The 18095-nt window shown below is 62.2% G+C and carries 17 protein-coding genes and 1 tRNA gene; 13 read left to right on the forward strand and 5 right to left on the reverse strand.

Features of this window, described 5'->3' with window-relative positions; genetic code table 11:
* Positions 1-125: 125 nt before the first annotated feature.
* Positions 126-1952 carry a glutamine--fructose-6-phosphate transaminase (isomerizing) gene (gene glmS / locus AB8A23_RS21075; protein WP_439058330.1) on the reverse strand — a complete coding sequence of 609 codons (1827 nt, stop codon included), beginning with the start codon at positions 1950-1952 and terminating at the stop codon, positions 126-128.
* A 266-nt stretch (positions 1953-2218) separates the two neighbouring features.
* On the opposite strand from glmS, the gene AB8A23_RS21080 reads away from it, so the two are divergent.
* Entirely contained in the window at positions 2219-2368 is a 150-nt protein-coding gene (locus AB8A23_RS21080; protein ID WP_158550328.1) for a hypothetical protein, read from the forward strand.
* Positions 2369-2390: 22 nt separating this feature from the next.
* Here AB8A23_RS21080 and glmU read toward each other — a convergent pair whose 3' ends face one another.
* The gene (glmU, locus tag AB8A23_RS21085) at positions 2391-3743 is read right to left on the reverse strand and encodes a bifunctional UDP-N-acetylglucosamine diphosphorylase/glucosamine-1-phosphate N-acetyltransferase GlmU (RefSeq protein WP_439058329.1); all 1353 of its coding nucleotides are present in this window, start codon (positions 3741-3743) and stop codon (positions 2391-2393) included.
* 171 nt (positions 3744-3914) lie between these two features.
* Between glmU and AB8A23_RS21090 the strand changes: the two genes are divergently transcribed.
* Positions 3915-5156 carry a hypothetical protein gene (locus AB8A23_RS21090; protein WP_439058328.1) on the forward strand — a complete coding sequence of 414 codons (1242 nt, stop codon included), beginning with the start codon at positions 3915-3917 and terminating at the stop codon, positions 5154-5156.
* Positions 5157-5278: 122 nt separating this feature from the next.
* Complete coding sequence (locus AB8A23_RS21095) at positions 5279-5659, forward strand: hypothetical protein (protein WP_068730752.1); 381 nt, start codon at positions 5279-5281, stop codon at positions 5657-5659.
* Here the strand turns inward: AB8A23_RS21095 and AB8A23_RS21100 are convergent.
* The gene (locus AB8A23_RS21100; RefSeq protein ID WP_439060482.1) at positions 5619-7286 is read right to left on the reverse strand and encodes a beta-(1-6) glucans synthase; all 1668 of its coding nucleotides are present in this window, start codon (positions 7284-7286) and stop codon (positions 5619-5621) included. The genes AB8A23_RS21095 and AB8A23_RS21100 overlap by 41 nt on opposite strands.
* Positions 7287-7488: 202 nt before the next feature.
* On the opposite strand from AB8A23_RS21100, the gene AB8A23_RS21105 reads away from it, so the two are divergent.
* From AB8A23_RS21105 to AB8A23_RS21140, 8 genes are all read left to right on the forward strand, one after another.
* Positions 7489-8067, forward strand: a complete 579-nt coding sequence (locus AB8A23_RS21105) for a beta-1-3, beta-1-6-glucan biosynthesis protein (protein WP_184516392.1) — start codon at positions 7489-7491, stop codon at positions 8065-8067.
* A 200-nt stretch (positions 8068-8267) separates the two neighbouring features.
* Positions 8268-10937, forward strand: coding sequence for a glycosyltransferase (locus AB8A23_RS21110; RefSeq protein ID WP_439058327.1), 2670 nt, complete (start codon positions 8268-8270; stop codon positions 10935-10937).
* Positions 10938-11128: 191 nt separating this feature from the next.
* Positions 11129-11203: transfer RNA gene (locus AB8A23_RS21115), tRNA-Lys, on the forward strand.
* A 73-nt stretch (positions 11204-11276) separates the two neighbouring features.
* Positions 11277-11864, forward strand: a complete 588-nt coding sequence (locus tag AB8A23_RS21120) for a formyltransferase family protein (RefSeq protein WP_089264406.1) — start codon at positions 11277-11279, stop codon at positions 11862-11864.
* 190 nt (positions 11865-12054) lie between these two features.
* A complete protein-coding gene (locus tag AB8A23_RS21125; protein ID WP_439058326.1) occupies positions 12055-12414 on the forward strand; it encodes a hypothetical protein in 360 nt (119 codons plus the stop codon).
* 22 nt (positions 12415-12436) lie between these two features.
* The gene (locus tag AB8A23_RS21130) at positions 12437-12934 is read left to right on the forward strand and encodes a hypothetical protein (protein WP_439058325.1); all 498 of its coding nucleotides are present in this window, start codon (positions 12437-12439) and stop codon (positions 12932-12934) included.
* 221 nt (positions 12935-13155) lie between these two features.
* Positions 13156-14034 (forward strand): DMT family transporter, encoded by an 879-nt coding sequence (locus tag AB8A23_RS21135; protein WP_439058324.1) that lies wholly within the window; start codon positions 13156-13158, stop codon positions 14032-14034.
* A gap of 130 nt (positions 14035-14164) precedes the next feature.
* Positions 14165-15595 (forward strand): caspase family protein, encoded by a 1431-nt coding sequence (locus AB8A23_RS21140; RefSeq protein ID WP_439058323.1) that lies wholly within the window; start codon positions 14165-14167, stop codon positions 15593-15595.
* Between the two features lie 22 nt (positions 15596-15617).
* Here AB8A23_RS21140 and AB8A23_RS21145 read toward each other — a convergent pair whose 3' ends face one another.
* Positions 15618-15857, reverse strand: a complete 240-nt coding sequence (locus AB8A23_RS21145; protein ID WP_149534053.1) for a BrnA antitoxin family protein — start codon at positions 15855-15857, stop codon at positions 15618-15620.
* 344 nt (positions 15858-16201) lie between these two features.
* Between AB8A23_RS21145 and AB8A23_RS21150 the strand changes: the two genes are divergently transcribed.
* Positions 16202-16417, forward strand: coding sequence for a hypothetical protein (locus AB8A23_RS21150; RefSeq protein WP_068730943.1), 216 nt, complete (start codon positions 16202-16204; stop codon positions 16415-16417).
* A gap of 152 nt (positions 16418-16569) precedes the next feature.
* On the opposite strand, the gene AB8A23_RS21155 is transcribed toward AB8A23_RS21150, so the two are convergent.
* Positions 16570-16962: a hypothetical protein gene (locus tag AB8A23_RS21155; protein ID WP_439058322.1), complete on the reverse strand. Its 393-nt coding sequence runs from the start codon at positions 16960-16962 to the stop codon at positions 16570-16572.
* Between the two features lie 620 nt (positions 16963-17582).
* Here AB8A23_RS21155 and AB8A23_RS21160 point away from each other — a divergent pair.
* Positions 17583-17978: a hypothetical protein gene (locus AB8A23_RS21160; protein WP_439058321.1), complete on the forward strand. Its 396-nt coding sequence runs from the start codon at positions 17583-17585 to the stop codon at positions 17976-17978.
* The last annotated feature ends 117 nt before the right edge of the window (positions 17979-18095 follow it).

The following is an 18095-nucleotide window of genomic DNA, read 5'->3' on the forward strand; positions in this document are numbered from 1 at the left end:
CGCGCGAAACCGCGCCGTCAGTCCTTATGGGTATCCTAGCAGGATTTCGCCAGTGCGGGGGAAGCCACTTGGCGGCGCCAGGCGGCCAAACCGGCCGCCTGCGACAATCTTGCCGCTTCGCCGACCTATTCCACCGTGACCGACTTGGCCAGATTGCGGGGCTGGTCGACGTCAGTGCCCATCACCACGGCGGTGTGATAGGCGAGCAACTGCACCGGCACGGCATAGACCAGCGGCGTGAATGCTGCGTCCATGTCCGGCATTACAATGGTCACCATGGAGTCCACGGTGGCCTCCTCCGCGCCCTTGGCGTCGGTCATCAGAATGATGTTGCCGCCGCGCGCTGCGACCTCCTGCATGTTCGACACGGTCTTGTCGAACACCCGGTCATAAGGCGCGATCACGACCACCGGCATGGTCTCGTCGATCAGCGCGATCGGACCATGCTTGAGTTCGCCGGCCGCGTAACCCTCAGCGTGGATGTAGGAGATTTCCTTCAGCTTCAGCGCGCCCTCCAGTGCCAGCGGATAACTGGTGCCGCGGCCGAGATAGAGCACGTCCTTCGACTTGGCGATGTCGCGCGCCAGCTTCTCGATCGCAGCTTCGTGCGTCAGCGCGTCGGTCATCAGACGGGGGACCTTGACGAGACCGTGAACCAGTTTGGCTTCGTCGGCGTCGGACAGCTCGCCGCGGGCCTTGCCGGCTGCGATCGCAAGCGTCGCAAGCGCCATCAGTTGGCAGGTGAAAGCCTTGGTAGAAGCCACGCCGATTTCCGGACCAGCCAGTGTCGGCATCACGGTCTCGCTCTCGCGCGCGATCGTCGAGGTCGTGACGTTGACGACAGCGAGCGTGTGCATGCCCTGCTCTTTGGCGTAACGCAGCGCTGCCAGCGTATCGGCCGTCTCGCCGGACTGTGAGATGAAGATCGCCAGATCGCCCTTGCGCACCGGGGCTTCGCGATAGCGGAATTCGGAGGCGACATCGACTTCGACCGGCACGCGCGCAAAACGTTCGAACCAGTATTTAGCGATAAAACCCGCGTAGCTCGCAGTGCCGCAGGCGGTGATCGAAATGCGCTGGATGTCCTTGAAGTCGAACGGCAGCGTCATCGGCAGCGCAACGCGCTCGTTCGCCAGATCGACATAACGCGCCAGCGTGTGACCGACGACTTCCGGTTGCTCGTGAATTTCCTTGGCCATGAAGTGGCGATAGTTGGCCTTATCGACCATGAAGGCCGACGCGCCGGATTTCAGCACGTCGCGCTTCACGACCTTGCCGGCTTCATCGTGGATCTCGCAGCCCTTGCGGGTCAGCACCACCCAGTCGCCGTCTTCGAGATAGCTGATGTCGTCGGTGAACGGCGCCAGCGCAATCGCGTCGGAGCCGAGATACATCTCGCCGTCACCATAGCCGACTGCAAGCGGCGAGCCCTTGCGGGCGCCGATCATCAGGTTGTCGTGATCCTTGAACACGAAAGCCAATGCGAACGCGCCCTTGAGCCGTGGCAGCGCCTGCTTCACGGCATCGACCGGTGTTGAGCCCTTCTGCAGGTAGGAACTGACGAGGTGCGCGACGACTTCGGTGTCGGTCTCGCTGGCGAACTTGGCGCCGCTCTTTTCGAGCTCGAGACGCAATTCGCGGAAATTCTCGATGATGCCGTTGTGCACGACCGCGACGCCTTCGGCGGCGTGCGGATGCGCATTGGCTTCGGTCGGCTTGCCATGCGTCGCCCAGCGCGTGTGACCGATGCCGATATGACCTGCGAGCGGCGACTTGCCGAGCTTGGCTTCGAGATTCTTCAGCTTGCCTTCGGCGCGGCGGCGATCGATATGCGCGCCTTCCAGCGTGGCAACGCCAGCGGAATCGTAGCCGCGATATTCGAGGCGCTTCAGCGAGTCCACGATCTGGTCAGCAACCGGACCGCGTCCCAAAATTCCGACGATGCCGCACATGCGGGGTTATCTCTCCAAGTGGTATCAAATTGCCCAGAAATACTGGAACTCTCTTAGCGAGAATCGCAAATCGACTGTTACTCAATAATTATTGCCGATTGAGACAAGTTACCGCGGTTGTAGGGGCATTTTGCGCGACGCGTTTAACAAACCATCAACGTGTTTGCGAAAGCATCTACGCCTGACCGGAGTAGACGTCCATGTGGGAGGAGCGAGACCCCAGAGCCCCCCGATCGATCGCCGGATCACGGCTGCGACATGTCGAGATGTCGCAGAGCAAACTGGCGCATTGGCCGCCGCCGCAGCGTGATATTGCGGTGAAACCGCATGTCGCCGAGCCCCATACGCCGCAGGAAGAAATTGTCGCCAAGCGTCCGATCCGCCGTGGCTGGCACCTGAAGACCCCGGTGACCTGACGTCATCGCGAACACCGCGCGCTCACTTCGGCTTCTTGTTCGCCGCGTTCTTGTCGCGGAAGCGCTTGCCCCAGCCTTCCTTCATCGACACTTCGTTGCGCTCTACCGCAAGCGCATCGTCCGGCACGTCGCGGGTGATCACTGAGCCCGAACCGATGTAAGCGCCGACACCGATCTTCACCGGTGCGACCAGCGACGAATTCGAACCGACAAAGGCACCGGCACCGATGATCGTCTTGCTCTTGTTGAAACCATCGTAATTGCAGGTGATGGTGCCTGCGCCGATATTGGCGCCGGCGCCGATATGCGTGTCGCCGACATAGGTCAGGTGGTTGACCTTCACGCCCGCTTCCAGAATGGCCGCCTTGGCTTCAACGAAGTTGCCGATCCGCGCACCCTCGCCGACCGACGTTCCCGGCCGGATGCGTGCGTAAGGACCGATCGAGGCCTTCTTGCCGATGGCCGCCTGCACGATATGCGAGAAGGCGTGAATGACAGCGCCGTCAGCGATACTGACGCCGGGCCCGATCACCACATACTGCTCGATGGTGACGTCGTTGCCGAACGTCGTATCGGCCGCGAGATGCACGGTCTCCGGTGCGACGATGGTCACACCGGCATCCAGCGCAGCCTTGCGCAACCGGGCCTGCATGATCGCTTCGGCTTCCGCGAGCTGCGCCTTGGTGTTGATGCCGCGGACTTCGTCCTCACTGGTCTCGATCACACTCGCCCGCAATCCCATGCTGCGCACGATCTCCACGGCGTCGGTGAGATAGTATTCGCCCTTGCTGTTGGACGTGCCGATCTGCTCGATGATCGTGAGCGCGGTCTTGCCGGCGAATGCCATCACGCCGGCATTGCAGAGATCCACCTCGCGTTCGGCCGCTGTAGCATCCGCATGTTCACGGATCGCGACGAGCTGATCGCCTTCGACCAGCAGCCGGCCATAACCGGTCGGATCGGCCGCACGAAAGCCGAGCACGGTTAGCGCAGCACCTGCCTTCAAGGGCGCACGCAGGCGCTCGAACGTCTCGGCCAAAATCAGCGGCGTGTCGCCGAAGGCGATCAGCAGATCGTCCGCGCCCTTTGCAATGGCGTCCTTTGCCGCCAGCACGGCATGGGCGGTGCCGAGACGCTCGTGCTGAACGAATGTTGCGGCGTCGGGCCGCACCCGCCTGGCTTCATCCGCCACGTCCTGACGATCGGGACCAACAACGACGGCCAGCGCAGAGCCTGCGCCATGAGGCGCCGCCGCAAGCACATGGCCCAGCAGCGACTGGCTGGCGACCTGATGCAGCACTTTCGGCGTCGAGGACCGCATCCGCGTTCCCTCGCCGGCCGCGAGCACGATGGTGAGGCTGGTTCTGCCCGTCATCCGAATCCCCGTTGTGGCGGCGCTCATGCGCCGCGGCCGTCTTAAATGGTTTTGGGCCAATCTGGAAACCGGTTTGGCTCGCCGTGTGGCCCGACAACCTCAGGTTCCCGCCGGTTTCCTGATAATGTTGAACTGTGATTCGCAGGGGCGATGGGGCGACGCAGACGTCGAATGGCGGATAAGCACGACAAGTGGGCCGATACTCTCTCAGCCGAGCATAGCGGCTGGCTGACCGGATTTCTGGCTGAGGAAGACAAGGTCGACCGCCGCATGATGTGGCGGCTGGGCTCCTGGGGCTTTGCCGCCGTGGGCGCGGTGGTGGTTGCCATTCTGGCCAGCCAGTCGCAGGTCCAGTTGCGTCGCGATCAGGTCGCCACATCCGATACCTTTGCGCGGCAGTCGCAGCAGATCCAGCTCGTCGCCAAGGAGACCCAGGCCGAGGCCCGGCGCCTGACGCTGGCTATCGAGACGCTGAACAGCGACCGTGACCGGCTCTATGCCCGCGTCACCTCCGTCGAACAGGGACTGGATTCAGTCACCGGATCGATCAAGCGCCAGACCATTCCAACGCCGACAGCCGCCACAACCACGCCAGCACCGCAGCCATCTGCCACCGCATCCGTCGTTGCCCCGCCGGCAGCCACCGAGCCAAAGCCGGTGGCTGAGCTGCCGAGCATTCCGTCGACGCCGGTCATCGGTCCCGTGGCTGCCATCGCGCCGCCTGCCGAAACGACACCCGCCAAACCGGCGCAAACAGCGGCTTCATCGACAATCAATCCACCAGCCTCCGCGCCGCTCGTTGCATGGAAATCGATGACGGCGCCGCCCGACGCTGCGGCCGCCAAATTGAGCGAACCGGCGCCGACCATCGAAGCTCCTCCGGCCGCTCCGGAGACAACGGCATCGGTCCAACCGGCCGCGCCCGAGCCCGCCCCCGTAGCCGTCGAAGCCGTGGCGACGCCGGTCGCGCGCACGGAGTTCGGCGTCGATATCGGCGGCGCCAATTCGGTGGACGGCCTGCGCGCGATCTGGCGCGGCATGTCCAAGTCACGCGCGCTGAACGGACTGCGCCCAATCATGATGGTGAAGGAACGCCCGACCGGACTCGGCATGCAGCTGCGCCTCGTCGCCGGTCCACTCAGCGATGCTGCAGCCGCCGCGAAGATCTGCGCCGCGCTGACCGAAAGCAGCCGGCCCTGCGAGACGTCGATCTTTGATGGTCAGCGCCTTGCTATGAAGGCCGAGACGGCGCCTGCGGAAGCTGCGCCTGCACCAGCCAGGCCGGCGCCACGCAGGCGCGCCGCGCCCAAGCCACAGGAACGCACCGAACAAGCGCCGCCGCCCAAGCCCGTTGAAGAAGTTGCGCCGCCCAAGCCGCAATCGTCGCTGACCTCGTTCCTGGGGCTGCGCTAAGGACCAAAAGATCAGATTTTCAATCTCTTGGCGCCCTCGGCTAAAGTGCTATCTAGGTCCGATCTCTCACCGCGACCGCATGCCGGGTTGTTCCGCACCGCGTTTTGAACCATGGTTTCCGCATGAAAAAAGATCCGTTCAAGCTCACCGCCCGTCAGGTGCAATGGCTTCTCATCGTCGGCTTCCTGTCGGTCGGCTACGCCATCTATCTGCGCTATCTCGCCATCGAATTGTCGACGACGGCGCTCGCCTGCGACGCCGGCCTGCAGAGCACCCTGTGCAAGAGCCGGCTGGTGATGACCTATCTGTTCAAGAATTCGGTGTTCGGCATCGCCGCGATCGTCATTGCGACGCTGAATCTGCTGCGGCCATCGATCGTGCTCATCACTGTCGCACTGATCGCAGCCGGTTTCGGGATCGTGCTCTATAACGTTGCCCTGTCGGGCATCGCGATCGGCCTGCTCATTCTGGGCTTTGCACGGCCCGCGCCCGCCACAGCGTGATGCCGAACAGCAGATAGATCGCGCAGGTCCACAGCGACTGCCAGTTATCCGGCCCTTCGTTGAAGCCGATATACAGGGCCGACAGCACGAGCACTCCGGCGAACGCCGACTCGGCGATCGGCCGCACGCCTTCCTGCGGACGGTTGACGGCCATCAGTCCCGCAAACGGCACGACCGCCATGGTCAGCGCCGCGAACGGAAAGTCGCGGTAACGCGGATCGAACACGAAACCGAGCGCGGTCTCAGCGCCGATCAGCGCCGCCACAGCCAGGGTCAGCCCGAGCAGGACGGTCGACCACGAACGGGCCAGGAACCGGCTCGGTCCGACCAGTTGCAGGAAGGTCGGTAGCGAGCGGCCGGACATCGTCGCATAGGCGCACAGCAGCGGCGACGCGACACCGGCAGCCAGCAGCGCGCTCCACTGGATCCAGCGGCCGACGCCATAGCTTTCATAGATCAGCTTGTCTGCGGCAACGCCCAGCAGGATGCCGGCTACCGTGGCCGATACGGCAACGGTCAGCCAGGCCGACAGACGCGGCGACCATGGCCGTCGACGAAGCGTCAACATGCCCGTCACGAAAACCAGGAAGCTCAGGCCCATGCCGAGCCCCATCTGCAGCTTCCACGACGGATAATTGGTAATCGGAACGCCCGGTGGATACTTCAATTCGCGCGGCTCATCGTAGATCAGGCCCCAATAGCCGCCGACTGTACCTTCAAGGTCGCGCTTCCACGGCTGGTCATACGCTTCGATCAGATTGACACGGAATCCCTCACGCTTGGCCAGATCGAGGATTTCGGACACGACCCGCGCCTGGTTGGTGCGCGACGGCAACGCGCCGTCGCGCATCCGCCCGGCGCTCGGCCAACCCGTTTCACCGATCAGGATTTCCTTGGATGGAAACGCCACGGCGAGACGTTTGCGGATCGAGTCCACATGGGCGGCGGCGCTCTTCGCGCGAATTGGGAAGTCCTCCCAATAGGGCAGGATGTGGATCGTGACGAAATCGACCGCGTCATAGATCTCGCGATTCTTCAGCCAGAACTCCCAGACATCGGCATAGGTCACGGGGATCTTGCCGACCTGCGCCTTCACCGAGCGGATGTTGCCGACGAGATCGGCCGCCGTCATTTCGCCGCGCAACAAAACCTCGTTGCCGACGACCACGGAACTGATCACGTTCGGAAAGCGCTTGGTGAGATCGACGACGCCGGCGATCTGCGCCAGGTTCTTGAGCCGGTTGCTCCCGAGCCAGACGCCCTGAATGACCTTCAGTCCGACCTTGCCGGCCAGTTCCGGCACCTGGTCGAGACCGTTGTCGATCGAATAGGTCCGCACGCATTTGGTGATCCCGGCCAGTTGCGCCATGTCGGCGGCAATCTGGCTCGCCGGAATGATGGCGGTCGAGTTCAGCGGCGTCTGCTCGCCGCGGAACGGCGCATAGGAGACGCATTCCAGTTTGGCGGCAGGATCGATCGGCGCGCGCACCAGCGTGACCGGCGTGGCGAGCCACCACCAAACCGCTGCGATCGTACCAAGGGAAAGGATGAGAAGCGCCAGCGGCGTGCGGGTGGAAATTGGTTCCGTCCTCCAAAGTCGTCCGTCGATTAGCCGGTCATCGCCAATCTGCCAAGTGCGTCATGCCGGCAATCACGGACTTGTCGGCCCGACACGCCACGAAAATCAGACAAACTTCCGGCGTTGCTGGACAAAATCAAAAATGTCCGTCATGGGATTCAGCCGTGGTCGCCGCCGTATTGGGGGCCCATTTGAACGGCATCTGGCGAGGGCGTCAGAACTGCCTGGCAGCCAACTTATCGGGGACTTTATGCGTCGACTGGTGTTCGGGTTCCAATCTGCGGTTCTGCGTTGTCTCGCCGTTCCAGGCCTTGCTCTGCTGCTGGGTGTTGGCTGCGCGTTGGCCCAGAGCGGCCCAGTTCGCGCGCAGGATCAGAAGCCTGCGGCAAATGCGCCCGTGACGCCTGCCGACGTTGCCCGTGAAAGCCAGAAGAAATCCGACGAATTTGTCGAGGCGACCCAGGCGATCAATGGTCCTGCTGGCAATCCCGAATGCGTCTGGCTTGGCCGCCGCGTCGTGGTGCTGATGTGGCGCGACGATCTCGACACCGCGTTCCGTCACCTCGATCTCTACGACCGATTCGGCTGCCCCGGCGGTCATGTGCAGGCGACGTTCCGCTGTCTTGTCAAATTCGGACCGCTGATCGATCCGAAAATTGCAGACAGCCTCAACAGCCGCGTCCATGGCTGCTGGATCAATCCGAATGCGCAGCCGCAGCCTGCCGCGCTGAGCCAGCCCGCAGCGCCTGCGCCTGCCGGTGGCGGCGCAGCAGCGCCGGCGGCCACTCCGCAGCCGGACGCCAAACCGCCTGCTGAAGCGCCGAAGTAATGTGGCGCGCTCTGTTCAGGCGGCATTCAGCTGGCGGCGCCTAATCGCATTTGAATAATGGTGCCGCCCTCAAAAGGCCACGGCAGCGTATGAGTTGTTAATTCGTGTGGCGGATATAGTCTCCGTTACCGTTGTACTGGTCGGACCTCGGGGACGGGTCCGCTTCCCGGCCACGCTCGCCCCGTTATGGTTCAGTTGCGATGCGCGCTGTCGTCGCCGTTTTATTATTCGTGACCGCCGTTCATGCCGCCCTATGGGGCGTATTGCGCGAGAAGCAGGAAGCTCCCGATTTCAAGGGCATGATTCCCAGCCTCTCCTATGCGCCGTTCGAGGGCACGGCGCATCCCGACGTCGACAACATTCCGACCGTCGAGAAGATTCGCGCCGACCTCAAGAAGCTGTCGACCATCACCCGTGCCATCCGTCTGTATTCGTCGACCGGCGGTGTGGAAATGGTACCCGCCATCGCCAACGAGTTCGGCCTCAAGGTCACCGTCGGCGCCTGGATCGACAAGAACGCGGATCGCAACGAGCGTGAAATTGCCTCCGCCGTTGAGCTGGCGAAGAAGAACCCGAATGTCATCGGCATCGTCGTCGGCAACGAAACGCTGTATCGCGATGAACTCAAGCTCGAGGACCTCGTCGAATATATCCGCCGGGTAAAGCGCCAGGTCACGGTTCCCGTCACGACCGGTGAAATCTGGAACATCTGGCGCGACAATCCGCAGCTCGCCTCGTCGGTGGACTTTATCGCCGCGCACATCCTGCCCTATTGGGAAAACTTCACCGACACCCAGGCCGTCGACCAGGCTGTCCACCTCTACGGCGTGCTGCGCGAGACCTTTCCCGGCAAACGCATCGTGATCGCGGAATTCGGCTGGCCGAGCGAAGGCTATAATCTGCGCAGGGCCGTGCCCGGCCCGTTCAAGCAGGCCGTCGTGCTGCGCAACTTCGTGACCCGCGCCGAAGCGATCGGCATGGACTACAACATCGTCGAAGCCATCGATCAGCCCTGGAAATTCTTCGAAGGCGGCGTCGGTCCCTATTGGGGCGTTCTCAACGCGTCGCGGGAACCGAAATTCCCATGGACCGGTCCGGTCGTGGATCCGGACCACTGGAAGAACGCCAGTATTGCGCTTCTGGTTGGCATCCTGCTGTCGCTGCCGATCCTGCAGATCGTTGGCGCGACAGCGATGCAGGCTCTCGTGCTCTCGGCCGCAGCCAATGCCGTTGGCGCCTGGGCGGCAACCATCTTCGCTTATCAGCAGACCCACTATTTTGTCTGGGGATCGGCCTTCGCCCTCACACTCGGCTGCATCCTGCTGATCCCGCTGCTCCTCATCGCACTGGCGCGCATTGAGGAGATTGCAGCCATCGCTTTCGGCAGGAAGCCATTGCGGCTGCTGACAGCCGAACGCAGCGAAAAGCTGCGTGCCGCTGCCGACGCCGAGCAGAAATACCCGAAGGTGTCGATCCACATTCCGGCCTATCGGGAACAGCCCGACATGCTGAAGCTGACATTGGACGCGGTCGCCCGGCTCGACTATCCGAATTTCGAATGCGTGGTGATCATCAACAACACGCCAGATCCGGCCTATTGGCAGCCGATCCAGGATCATTGCCGCATGCTCGGCGAGCGGTTCATCTTCATCAATGCGGAGAAGGTCGAAGGCTTCAAGGCCGGCGCGCTGCGCATCGCCATGGACCGCACCGCGGCGGATGCCGAGGTGATCGGCATCATCGACGCCGACTATGTGGTGGAGCCGAACTGGCTGAAGGATCTCGTCCCAGCCTTCAACGATCCGCGCGTCGGCCTCGTGCAGGCGCCGCAGGACCACCGCGACGGCGACCGTTCATTGATGCACTACATCATGAACGGCGAATATGCCGGGTTCTTCGACATCGGCATGGTCCAGCGCAACGAGGCCAATGCGATCATCGTCCATGGCACCATGTGCCTCATTCGTCGCTCCGCGATGGACATGGCGGGCGGCTGGGCCGGCGACACCATCTGCGAGGACTCGGATCTCGGCCTCGCCATCATGCAGCATGGCTGGCTGACGCATTACACGAAGGAACGTTACGGCTACGGCGTGCTGCCGGACACCTATGAGGCGTTCAAGAAACAGCGTCATCGCTGGGCCTATGGCGGCTTCCAGATCATCAAGAAGCACTGGCGCCGTTTCATGCCCGGCGCGAGCCGCATGACCCAGGATCAGAAGCGCGAATTCGGTATGGGCTGGCTGAACTGGCTCGGCGCCGAAAGCCTCGGCGTCGTGGTGGCGATCCTCAACATCATCTGGGTGCCGATCATCGCCTTCGCCGATATCGCAATCCCCGACAAGATCCTGACGCTGCCGATCATCGCCTCCTTCGTGGTGTCGCTGGCGCACTTCATCGTCTTGTACCGGCTGCGCGTGAGGATCGGCCTGTGGCAGATGCTGGGCGCGATGATCGCCGCCATGTCGGTGCAGTGGACCGTGTCGCGCGCCGTCGCCGATGGCCTGATCAAGGATCACCTGCCCTTCACCGTGACCTCCAAGGGCGGCAAGTCGACCATGTCGATCGAATTCCAGGCCTTCTGGGAAGCGGTGATCGGTGTGCTTCTGTTGATCAGCTGCGGCGTGCTGGTGTTCTCCAACAACTCCAAGCAGGTCACCGAGATCTACATCTTCGCCGGCGTGCTGGTGCTGCAGAGCCTGCCGTTCCTGTCGGCGGTGATGATTGCCATCCTGGAGAATTCGCGCGCCAATGACTTCCAGTGGTGGCGCAACACGACGGTTCGCACGGCCGAGCTGATCGGCCTTCGCCCGGTGGCGATGCCGCCGATCGATGTGTCCCGTCCCGAGGCCCAGCGCGAAGCAAGCTGAACCGCGCCAATGGGGCGCGGTTCATGTCCATAACATCAAGCCCTGCCCTTGACCCCGGCGGACCCGCCTTTTACACAGCCGGTCACGCGATACGCTGCATTGCGGGCGCCATCGCGGCCGTGGCTGACCGGCCTCACCGCGCCCCGCAAGGGTCGGTTTCCTCCGTTTAGCTTCGTCAATACGGCACTTTAGGGCGGGTAGCTCAGTGGTAGAGCATTCGACTTTTAATCGACTGGTCGAGGGTTCGATCCCCTCCCCGCCCACCATCGCCGCAATGAGCCACGCCGGAACTTCCGGTTTTCACACCATCCTCAGCCTCTGAACACCGGACAATCGAACATGCGGATTACCCTCGTCGGCTCCAAACACTTCGGCGTCACGACCCTCGATATGCTGAAGACCCACAACGTCGAGATCGCGTCCGTGGTGGTTGCAGATGCCGAGGACCGTCTCGCCGCAGCCGCCAAGGCTGCCGGCATCCCGGTGACCGTTCAGGCCAATCCGAAGCTCGTCGTGGCCTCCGAGATCGCCGAGGGCACCGAGCTGATCATCACGGCGCACAGCCACGCCCGCATCGGCAAGGATGCGCTCGCCGCAGCCAGCCTTGGCGGCATTGGCTACCATCCGTCACTGTTGCCCCGTCACCGTGGCATCGCTGCCGTGGAATGGACCATCAAGGAAGGCGATCCGATCGCCGGCGGCACCATCTATCACCTTGCCGATGTCATGGACGGTGGCGCCATCGCCGCGCAGGAATGGTGCTTCGTGAAAAAAGGCGAAACCGCTCGCGAACTTTGGGAGCGCGCGTTGGCGCCGCTGGGCCTCAAGCTGCTCGGCGAGGTCGTGGACTTCGCGACTGTCCACAAGCGTTTGCCCGCAACCTACCAGGACGAGCAATTCGCGACCAATGCTCCAAAACTGGCCTAGAAGCCTCCAAAACTGGTTAAAAAGGCGCCGGAACCCGCCCGAATCAACCAAATCTGTCAATAAAGGGAACCATTTTGCCCGTCGCGGCTTGCATCCCGTGAGTTGTTTTGGGTCTATGCGGCAACGCAGCAAATTTTGGACACATTACCCCCCAATAAGGTGGCCATCACAACATCGAGGATTTGATTCAATGCGTTTTGACCGCATCCGTTCCGCCTTGTCCGTTTCGCTGATTGCCAGCGCAACGTTGATTTCGGCTCCTTCGTTCGCAGCCGACAATGCCTATGACGGGCTCTGGAATGTGACCATCGTTACCAAGACCGGCAGCTGCGAGCCGACGGCTCGCTATCCGTTGACCGTCACCGAAGGCCGCATCACTGCGCCCGGCGCCGACGTCAACGGCAAGGTTGGCCGCGAGGGCACCGTGCGCGTGTCGATCGGACCTGCTTTCGCCAACGGCCAACTGTCCGGCAACACCGGATCGGGCAAGTGGAACGGCGCCTCGGGCGGCGTCCCCTGCAGCGGCCGGTGGGAAGCTTCGCGTCAGTAATCCCCAACCAGGAATGCTCCCCATGATGCCTACCTCGACCTCTCCGCGTTCGCTCGTTCGGACGGCGGTGCTCTGCGCCACGCTCGGTCTGACGTCGGCGTCGGCATATGCCCAGTCAGCGCCGTTCGCCGGTATGGCCGGAGTATGGTCGGGCAACGGGACGATCTCGCTCGAGGACGGCTCCAAGGAGCGCATTCGCTGCAAGGCCACCTATGCCGTGAGCGGCGACGGCGCGGGACTGAACCAGTCCCTGCTCTGCGCCAGCGACAGCTACAAGTTCGAGCTGAAGAGTGACGTGAAGGCCAGAGGCGGCGAGCTGTCTGGCAGCTGGGCTGAGACGACCCGCGGCGTGACAGGGTCGCTTGAGGGTCGGGCAACCGCCGGCAAGTTCAATGTTGACGTCTCATCGCCAGCCTTCAGCGCGAAGCTGATCCTGACGACGACCGGTAACAAGCAGCAGGTCTCGATCACCTCCGAAGGCCAGTTCAGGGGCGCCAGCATTTCGCTCAGCCGCAGCTGATCGTTCCGCACGTTTGGAATTAGAACCCCGGTTGTTTCAAACAGCCGGGGTTTTGTTTTGCCTGTATGTCCTCTGACTGAGAGCGTCCGCACGATCTCTCGCAACGCAGCCCCACCGGATTCGTCCGTTGCAAAGCCGGGCGATGTCGCCGATAGAGCCTGTCCGTAAAGCTACACCGCTGCGTGAATCGTTGCAGCGCAAGAAACTGGTTCTCAGGGATTATGGATCGCCCCCCGTCGAAGGCCCGCGCCGCGCTGTGGATGTCCGGCTGGCTGCTTCTGATGCTGTTCGTCGCCATCGGCGGTCGCGAGACGCTGCGCGAACTCAATGTCTTCCAGGTGATGGAGATCCGATCCGTCTTCGGCTTCGTCATGCTGTTGCCGATCCTGTATTTCAACGGCGGCTTTGGCGCCATGAAGACCACGCGGCCGCTGGCGCATGTGTCGCGCAACCTCGTGCATTACGGCGCGCAGCTCGGCTGGTTCTACGCACTTACGCTCATTCCGCTGAGCCAGCTCGTCTCCATCGAGTTCACCATGCCGATCTGGATCGCGATCATGGCGGCGTTCTTTCTCGGCGAGCGCATGACGCTCTGGAAGATCGTTGCCATCGTGCTCGGCCTGATCGGCGTGATCGTCATCGTTCGCCCGACCACGGGCGTCGTCAATCCCGGCCAGCTGATCGCGCTGGCCGCCGCGTTTGGCTTCGGCATATCGATCACATTGATCAAGTCACTGACGCGCACGGACAGCGCGCTGAAGATCATCTTCTGGATGATCGTGGTGCAGTCGGTGGCCGGCGTTTTCCCCGCGCTATACTCCTGGCAGTGGCCATCGGCCTATGTCTGGGGCTGGCTTGTCGTGGTCGCCTTCTGCGGCACGTTTTCCCACTTCTGCATGGCGCGCGCGATGCTCTACGCCGATGCGACGGTGGTCGTGCCGATGGACTTCCTGCGCGTACCACTCAGTGCCACCATTGGATGGTTACTATATTCTGAACGGCTCGACATGTTCACGCTACTGGGCGCGGCGCTGATCCTCGCCGGCAACACGCTGAACCTGCTTAGTACCGATCGACCGCCTATCCGTGCGACTGCCTGACGCATCGGGTTCCCCTTTTTCGATTTTATTCTCCGAGTGCGTGTCTCGACATTTTGGCGCACGCCCGCAATTGGTACTTTTCCCAATGTGTCTAGGGTCGAATGACCGGATTCGTGGGGGAGATCGTATCGTGCGCCATTTCGCTTTTGCCCTGTCTGCGCTGTCCATCCTGTTCAGCGCGGATGTAGCGCTTGCCGACAAGCGCGTCGCTTTCGTCGTTGGCAATGGCAGCTACAAGAATGTCGATCCGTTGCCGAACCCGCCGATCGACGCGAAGGCCATGGCCAGCGCACTGCGCAATGTCGGCTTCGACGTCATCGAAGGATCGAACTTGACGCGCGACGGCATGACCGAAAAGCTGCTCGACTTCGGCCGCAAGGCGCAGGGCGCCGATGTCGCGGTGTTCTTCTATGCCGGCCACGGTATCTCGGTGAACAACATCAACTACCTTTTGCCGATTGATGCCAATCTGAAGTCGGAGATGGACGTCAAGCTCGGCGCAGCGATCAATGTCGAGACCACCCTCGACCAGACCATGGGCGATGCCAAGGTGAAGCTGGTATTCCTCGATGCCTGCCGCGACAATCCGTTTGCCGCCAAGATCCGCTCCAGCGGATCTGCCACGCGCAGCGTCGCGGTGTCGTCCGGCCTTGCGGAGATGAAATCCGGCGAAGGCACGCTGATCGCATTCGCCACCAGCCCCGGCCAGACCGCCCTCGACGGCAAGAGTGGAAGCAACAGCCCGTTTACCCGCGCGCTGCTCAACAACATCACCACGCCCGGCGCCGAGATCCAGCAGGCGATGACGAAAGTGCGCGCACAGGTGCAGGACGAAACCAACAAAGGCCAGCTGCCCTGGGGCCACACCAATCTGATCGGCGCAGTCTATCTCAATCCGGACGTGCAGGCGCAGGTCGCCGCTGCCGCGGCCAGCCCCACCGCCACCATGCCCGCGGCGGCCACCGCCGGCTCCGATGTCGAGCTCGAGTTCTGGCGCTCGATCAAGGACTCGAACCGACCGGAGGAACTCAACGCCTACATCTCGATGTACCCGAACGGCCAGTTCAAGCCGCTCGCCCTTGCCCGCATCGCCGCGCTCCAGGAAGCCGCGACGGCCCCGCGTACTGCTGCGCCGGGCGTGGACAAGGCCGTGTTTACCGAGCAAGCCAACCAGCTCACCGAGGACAAGATCGGTCTCGACAAGGTCAAGCGGCGCGACGTGCAGCGCCGCCTCAACGGCCTTGGCTTCGACACCCAGGCGACCGGCAGCTTCGATGCCGGGACCCGTGGCGTGATCACGCGGTGGCAGGCGGCACGCGGTTACCCGACGTCGGGCTATCTCAATAAGGTGCAGCATGCCGCACTACTCACCGAGGTCGTCGCGCTGAAGGAGGAACCGGCACCCGCACCGAAGCCGGTGCGCCGCCAGGTGCAACAGCAGACCTATGAGGAAGCGCCCGTGGTCCGGCGCCAGGCTGCGCCCGCGCCCGCGCCGGCCATCGATCCCGCCGGTCCCGGCCGGTTCATCGGCGGCGTGGTTGGCGGCTTCCTCAACCGCTAGGCCCGCTACCTGGAGCGGCAGCCTACTTGCCTGCCGCCTTGCGCAGCGCGTCGTTCATACGGTCCTGCCAGCCCGGTCCGCCTTCCTGGAAATATTCCAGGACATCCTGATCGATCCGCAGCGACACCAGTTCGCGCACGCCGGGAACGGCTGCCTTGGCGACCGGTGCCTCGACCGGTTTGGTGGTCGTCTTCTTGAACGCCGCCTCCGCCTCGGTGCGGGCATCCTGGAGCGTGCGCGGGCGTCGCGGGGGCTGTGCCATCTCGTTCAGATTCCTTCCAACATTGCCGTCGAGAGATAGCGCCCGCTGAGCGCCTGCACAATCGCTTCCACGGTGTTGCCGAAGATGCATCCGCACAAGGGCGCGACGTGGCGGCTACTCGCCTCTGCTGCACGACCGGCAATGTCAGCAAATTTTACAAATGTCATTCATCGTAACAGGCGCATTCTTCGTGACGCGCGTGGCATCGCACAAAGGTGACCGCGCTGCGGCACAAACATGCGCTGACTTAAAAAACTTCAAAGCAACGCATTTGTGTTGCGACACGGTCAAACAAATCGGATTAGGATTATGTCATGTCCGATGAGACGACGAAGGAGGTCACGATGTCAGCATCAGCTGAAGTCCGTACGACCAAAACGTCCCATCCCGCGCCGCGCGGCAGCGATCTTCCGACCTGCCCTGTTTGTGCCGACTCGATGATTGCTGCCGAGGCGTCAGCCTTTCTCACCGACGACGTCGTCAGCTATCTCTGGACCTGCGATACATGCGGCTATGGTTTCGTGACCAAGCACGCCTTTCGCCGGACGGTCTGCAACTAATGTGACGAACGGGAAGATCGTCCATTTTTGAGGTCTTTTTGACCGTGTTGGAACGTCTCTGGTGACCATCGCATAAGCACCCACAATAAAACTCGCCAAGGCAGCGGGCTTTCGCCTTCCTGGTTGGTCGATCAGGTGGGTCGGTCTGGCGCTTACGAGTTCAGCGCGAATGCGGAGTTGCGCGCAACCTCGGCCGCCTGATCCCGGCAGCGCTCTCGCCAGTGTGACGCGAGAACGTCATCGGTGGGCGAAAGCAGGTCGAGGATCCGTTCCGGACAGAAATCCAGCACGGGCCCCTCTTCCTCTGCCATGTCTTTCAGACGATAGCGGTCGGGACCGGCTTCCGGATCGTGCTGGAGCATGAGGACCACTGCCTCTACCGTTCCCGCCTCGGCGTTCTCAACGGCCGCGTAACCGACAGCGGCGTAGTTGCCCTCGTTGATCCCGCTCATCTCGATATCGACGACCTTACCGTACCGGCGCGCGGCCCATACTTCCATCGCTTCCGTGAGCGAGCCTTCAATTCTGATGTCTTCGTAGCTCATGTTGTCCTCCCATTGCTGGGATCAGGATGGCTGTCAGCCAAGCAAGTCACGAGACTAGGACGAGCGCCTGAGCGGTCTATCTCGAAATTATGGAAACTGAGCGCTAAATTCGTGCAACATTTGAGGCAATTGCTCCCGTGCCGGGTGGCCATCCATTCGTCATGGCGGCCCCCAAGTGGAACGACGAGACGGTGCAAAGCGGCGTCCGGGCGAGGTGCCGACAGTGCAGAATTCGAGGCTAAGATGGCGACACTCGACTTCAGCGAACTTGGCAGTAGGCCTGCTGGCGAGAACCTTGAGGGCCTCGTCCGGCTGACGACGGATATTCCAGCCGGGACATACTCACCTACTTGGCTTGGGCTATCTGGACTTCCCACGGCGCGCCGTTGTGGAAGACATCAAATTCCGGCCGTAAGCCTGACCGGCCGATCATTCAACAGCGAACCAGTCTGATGCTCCGCATTAGCGAAGTCTCATAAGATCAAAAAGGATGAAATGATATCCACGCGCGAACGAAACGCTAACCCTGCCCGATCTCCGATCACGTTCAGACCTTGATGTGACTTAACCGAGCCATATACAGCTTCAGCCGGTTCGCCAATGAACTCGCTGGAGTTTCCGTGAAAGTCTCACTTGCTCGTCTGAATGAAGCCCGAGAACTCCGCGATATCGCGCTCGCTCTGCTCGATCGCCATGGATCTAACGTTGTCCTCGTGGACAGGAGCAGAAAGATCAAGACCCGTCAGCTCGAAGTTGGTGACCTCCGCATCATGCAGAGCGCACCGATGGGCGAGCAGATCCTGGACGTCTATCACGGCCGCAAGGTCTTCAGTGTGAACTGGAATGACGTCGATACGATCGACGTTGTTGCCTTCAAATCCGGAGACTGGCGTCAGCTCCTGCGCGCGTCCGGTGATAAGACATTGGAATGGCCGAACGCTGGCGCTCCCCAAAATTTTGCGATTGACAGCGGCCCGGCCTTCGTTACCCGCGAGTTTCTCCAAACGGACTTTTAAACGATGGTCACCGAGGTCTACGTTAGCTCGGACCTCCCCCAGCGATTGGTACCAAGCGGATCGGCCTCGCCGAACCACTCTAACGGCTCGCCTTCCTTGCCCTACTCACAATTCTTC

Source organism: Tardiphaga sp. 619_E2_N8_4 (assembly GCF_051810905.1).
Lineage (GTDB): Bacteria > Pseudomonadota > Alphaproteobacteria > Rhizobiales > Xanthobacteraceae > Tardiphaga > Tardiphaga robiniae.

Coding starts and splice junctions, on each gene's coding strand:
- glmS (WP_439058330.1), bottom strand. CDS start 1,952: ATGTGCGGCATCGTCGGAATTTTGGGACGCGGTCCGGTTGCTGACCAG.
- AB8A23_RS21080 (WP_158550328.1), top strand. CDS start 2,219: ATGTCGCAGAGCAAACTGGCGCATTGGCCGCCGCCGCAGCGTGATATT.
- glmU (WP_439058329.1), bottom strand. CDS start 3,743: ATGACGGGCAGAACCAGCCTCACCATCGTGCTCGCGGCCGGCGAGGGA.
- AB8A23_RS21090 (WP_439058328.1), top strand. CDS start 3,915: ATGGCGGATAAGCACGACAAGTGGGCCGATACTCTCTCAGCCGAGCAT.
- AB8A23_RS21095 (WP_068730752.1), top strand. CDS start 5,279: ATGAAAAAAGATCCGTTCAAGCTCACCGCCCGTCAGGTGCAATGGCTT.
- AB8A23_RS21105 (WP_184516392.1), top strand. CDS start 7,489: ATGCGTCGACTGGTGTTCGGGTTCCAATCTGCGGTTCTGCGTTGTCTC.
- AB8A23_RS21110 (WP_439058327.1), top strand. CDS start 8,268: ATGCGCGCTGTCGTCGCCGTTTTATTATTCGTGACCGCCGTTCATGCC.
- AB8A23_RS21120 (WP_089264406.1), top strand. CDS start 11,277: ATGCGGATTACCCTCGTCGGCTCCAAACACTTCGGCGTCACGACCCTC.
- AB8A23_RS21125 (WP_439058326.1), top strand. CDS start 12,055: ATGCGTTTTGACCGCATCCGTTCCGCCTTGTCCGTTTCGCTGATTGCC.
- AB8A23_RS21130 (WP_439058325.1), top strand. CDS start 12,437: ATGATGCCTACCTCGACCTCTCCGCGTTCGCTCGTTCGGACGGCGGTG.
- AB8A23_RS21135 (WP_439058324.1), top strand. CDS start 13,156: ATGGATCGCCCCCCGTCGAAGGCCCGCGCCGCGCTGTGGATGTCCGGC.
- AB8A23_RS21145 (WP_149534053.1), bottom strand. CDS start 15,857: ATGGCACAGCCCCCGCGACGCCCGCGCACGCTCCAGGATGCCCGCACC.
- AB8A23_RS21150 (WP_068730943.1), top strand. CDS start 16,202: ATGTCAGCATCAGCTGAAGTCCGTACGACCAAAACGTCCCATCCCGCG.
- AB8A23_RS21155 (WP_439058322.1), bottom strand. CDS start 16,962: ATGAGCTACGAAGACATCAGAATTGAAGGCTCGCTCACGGAAGCGATG.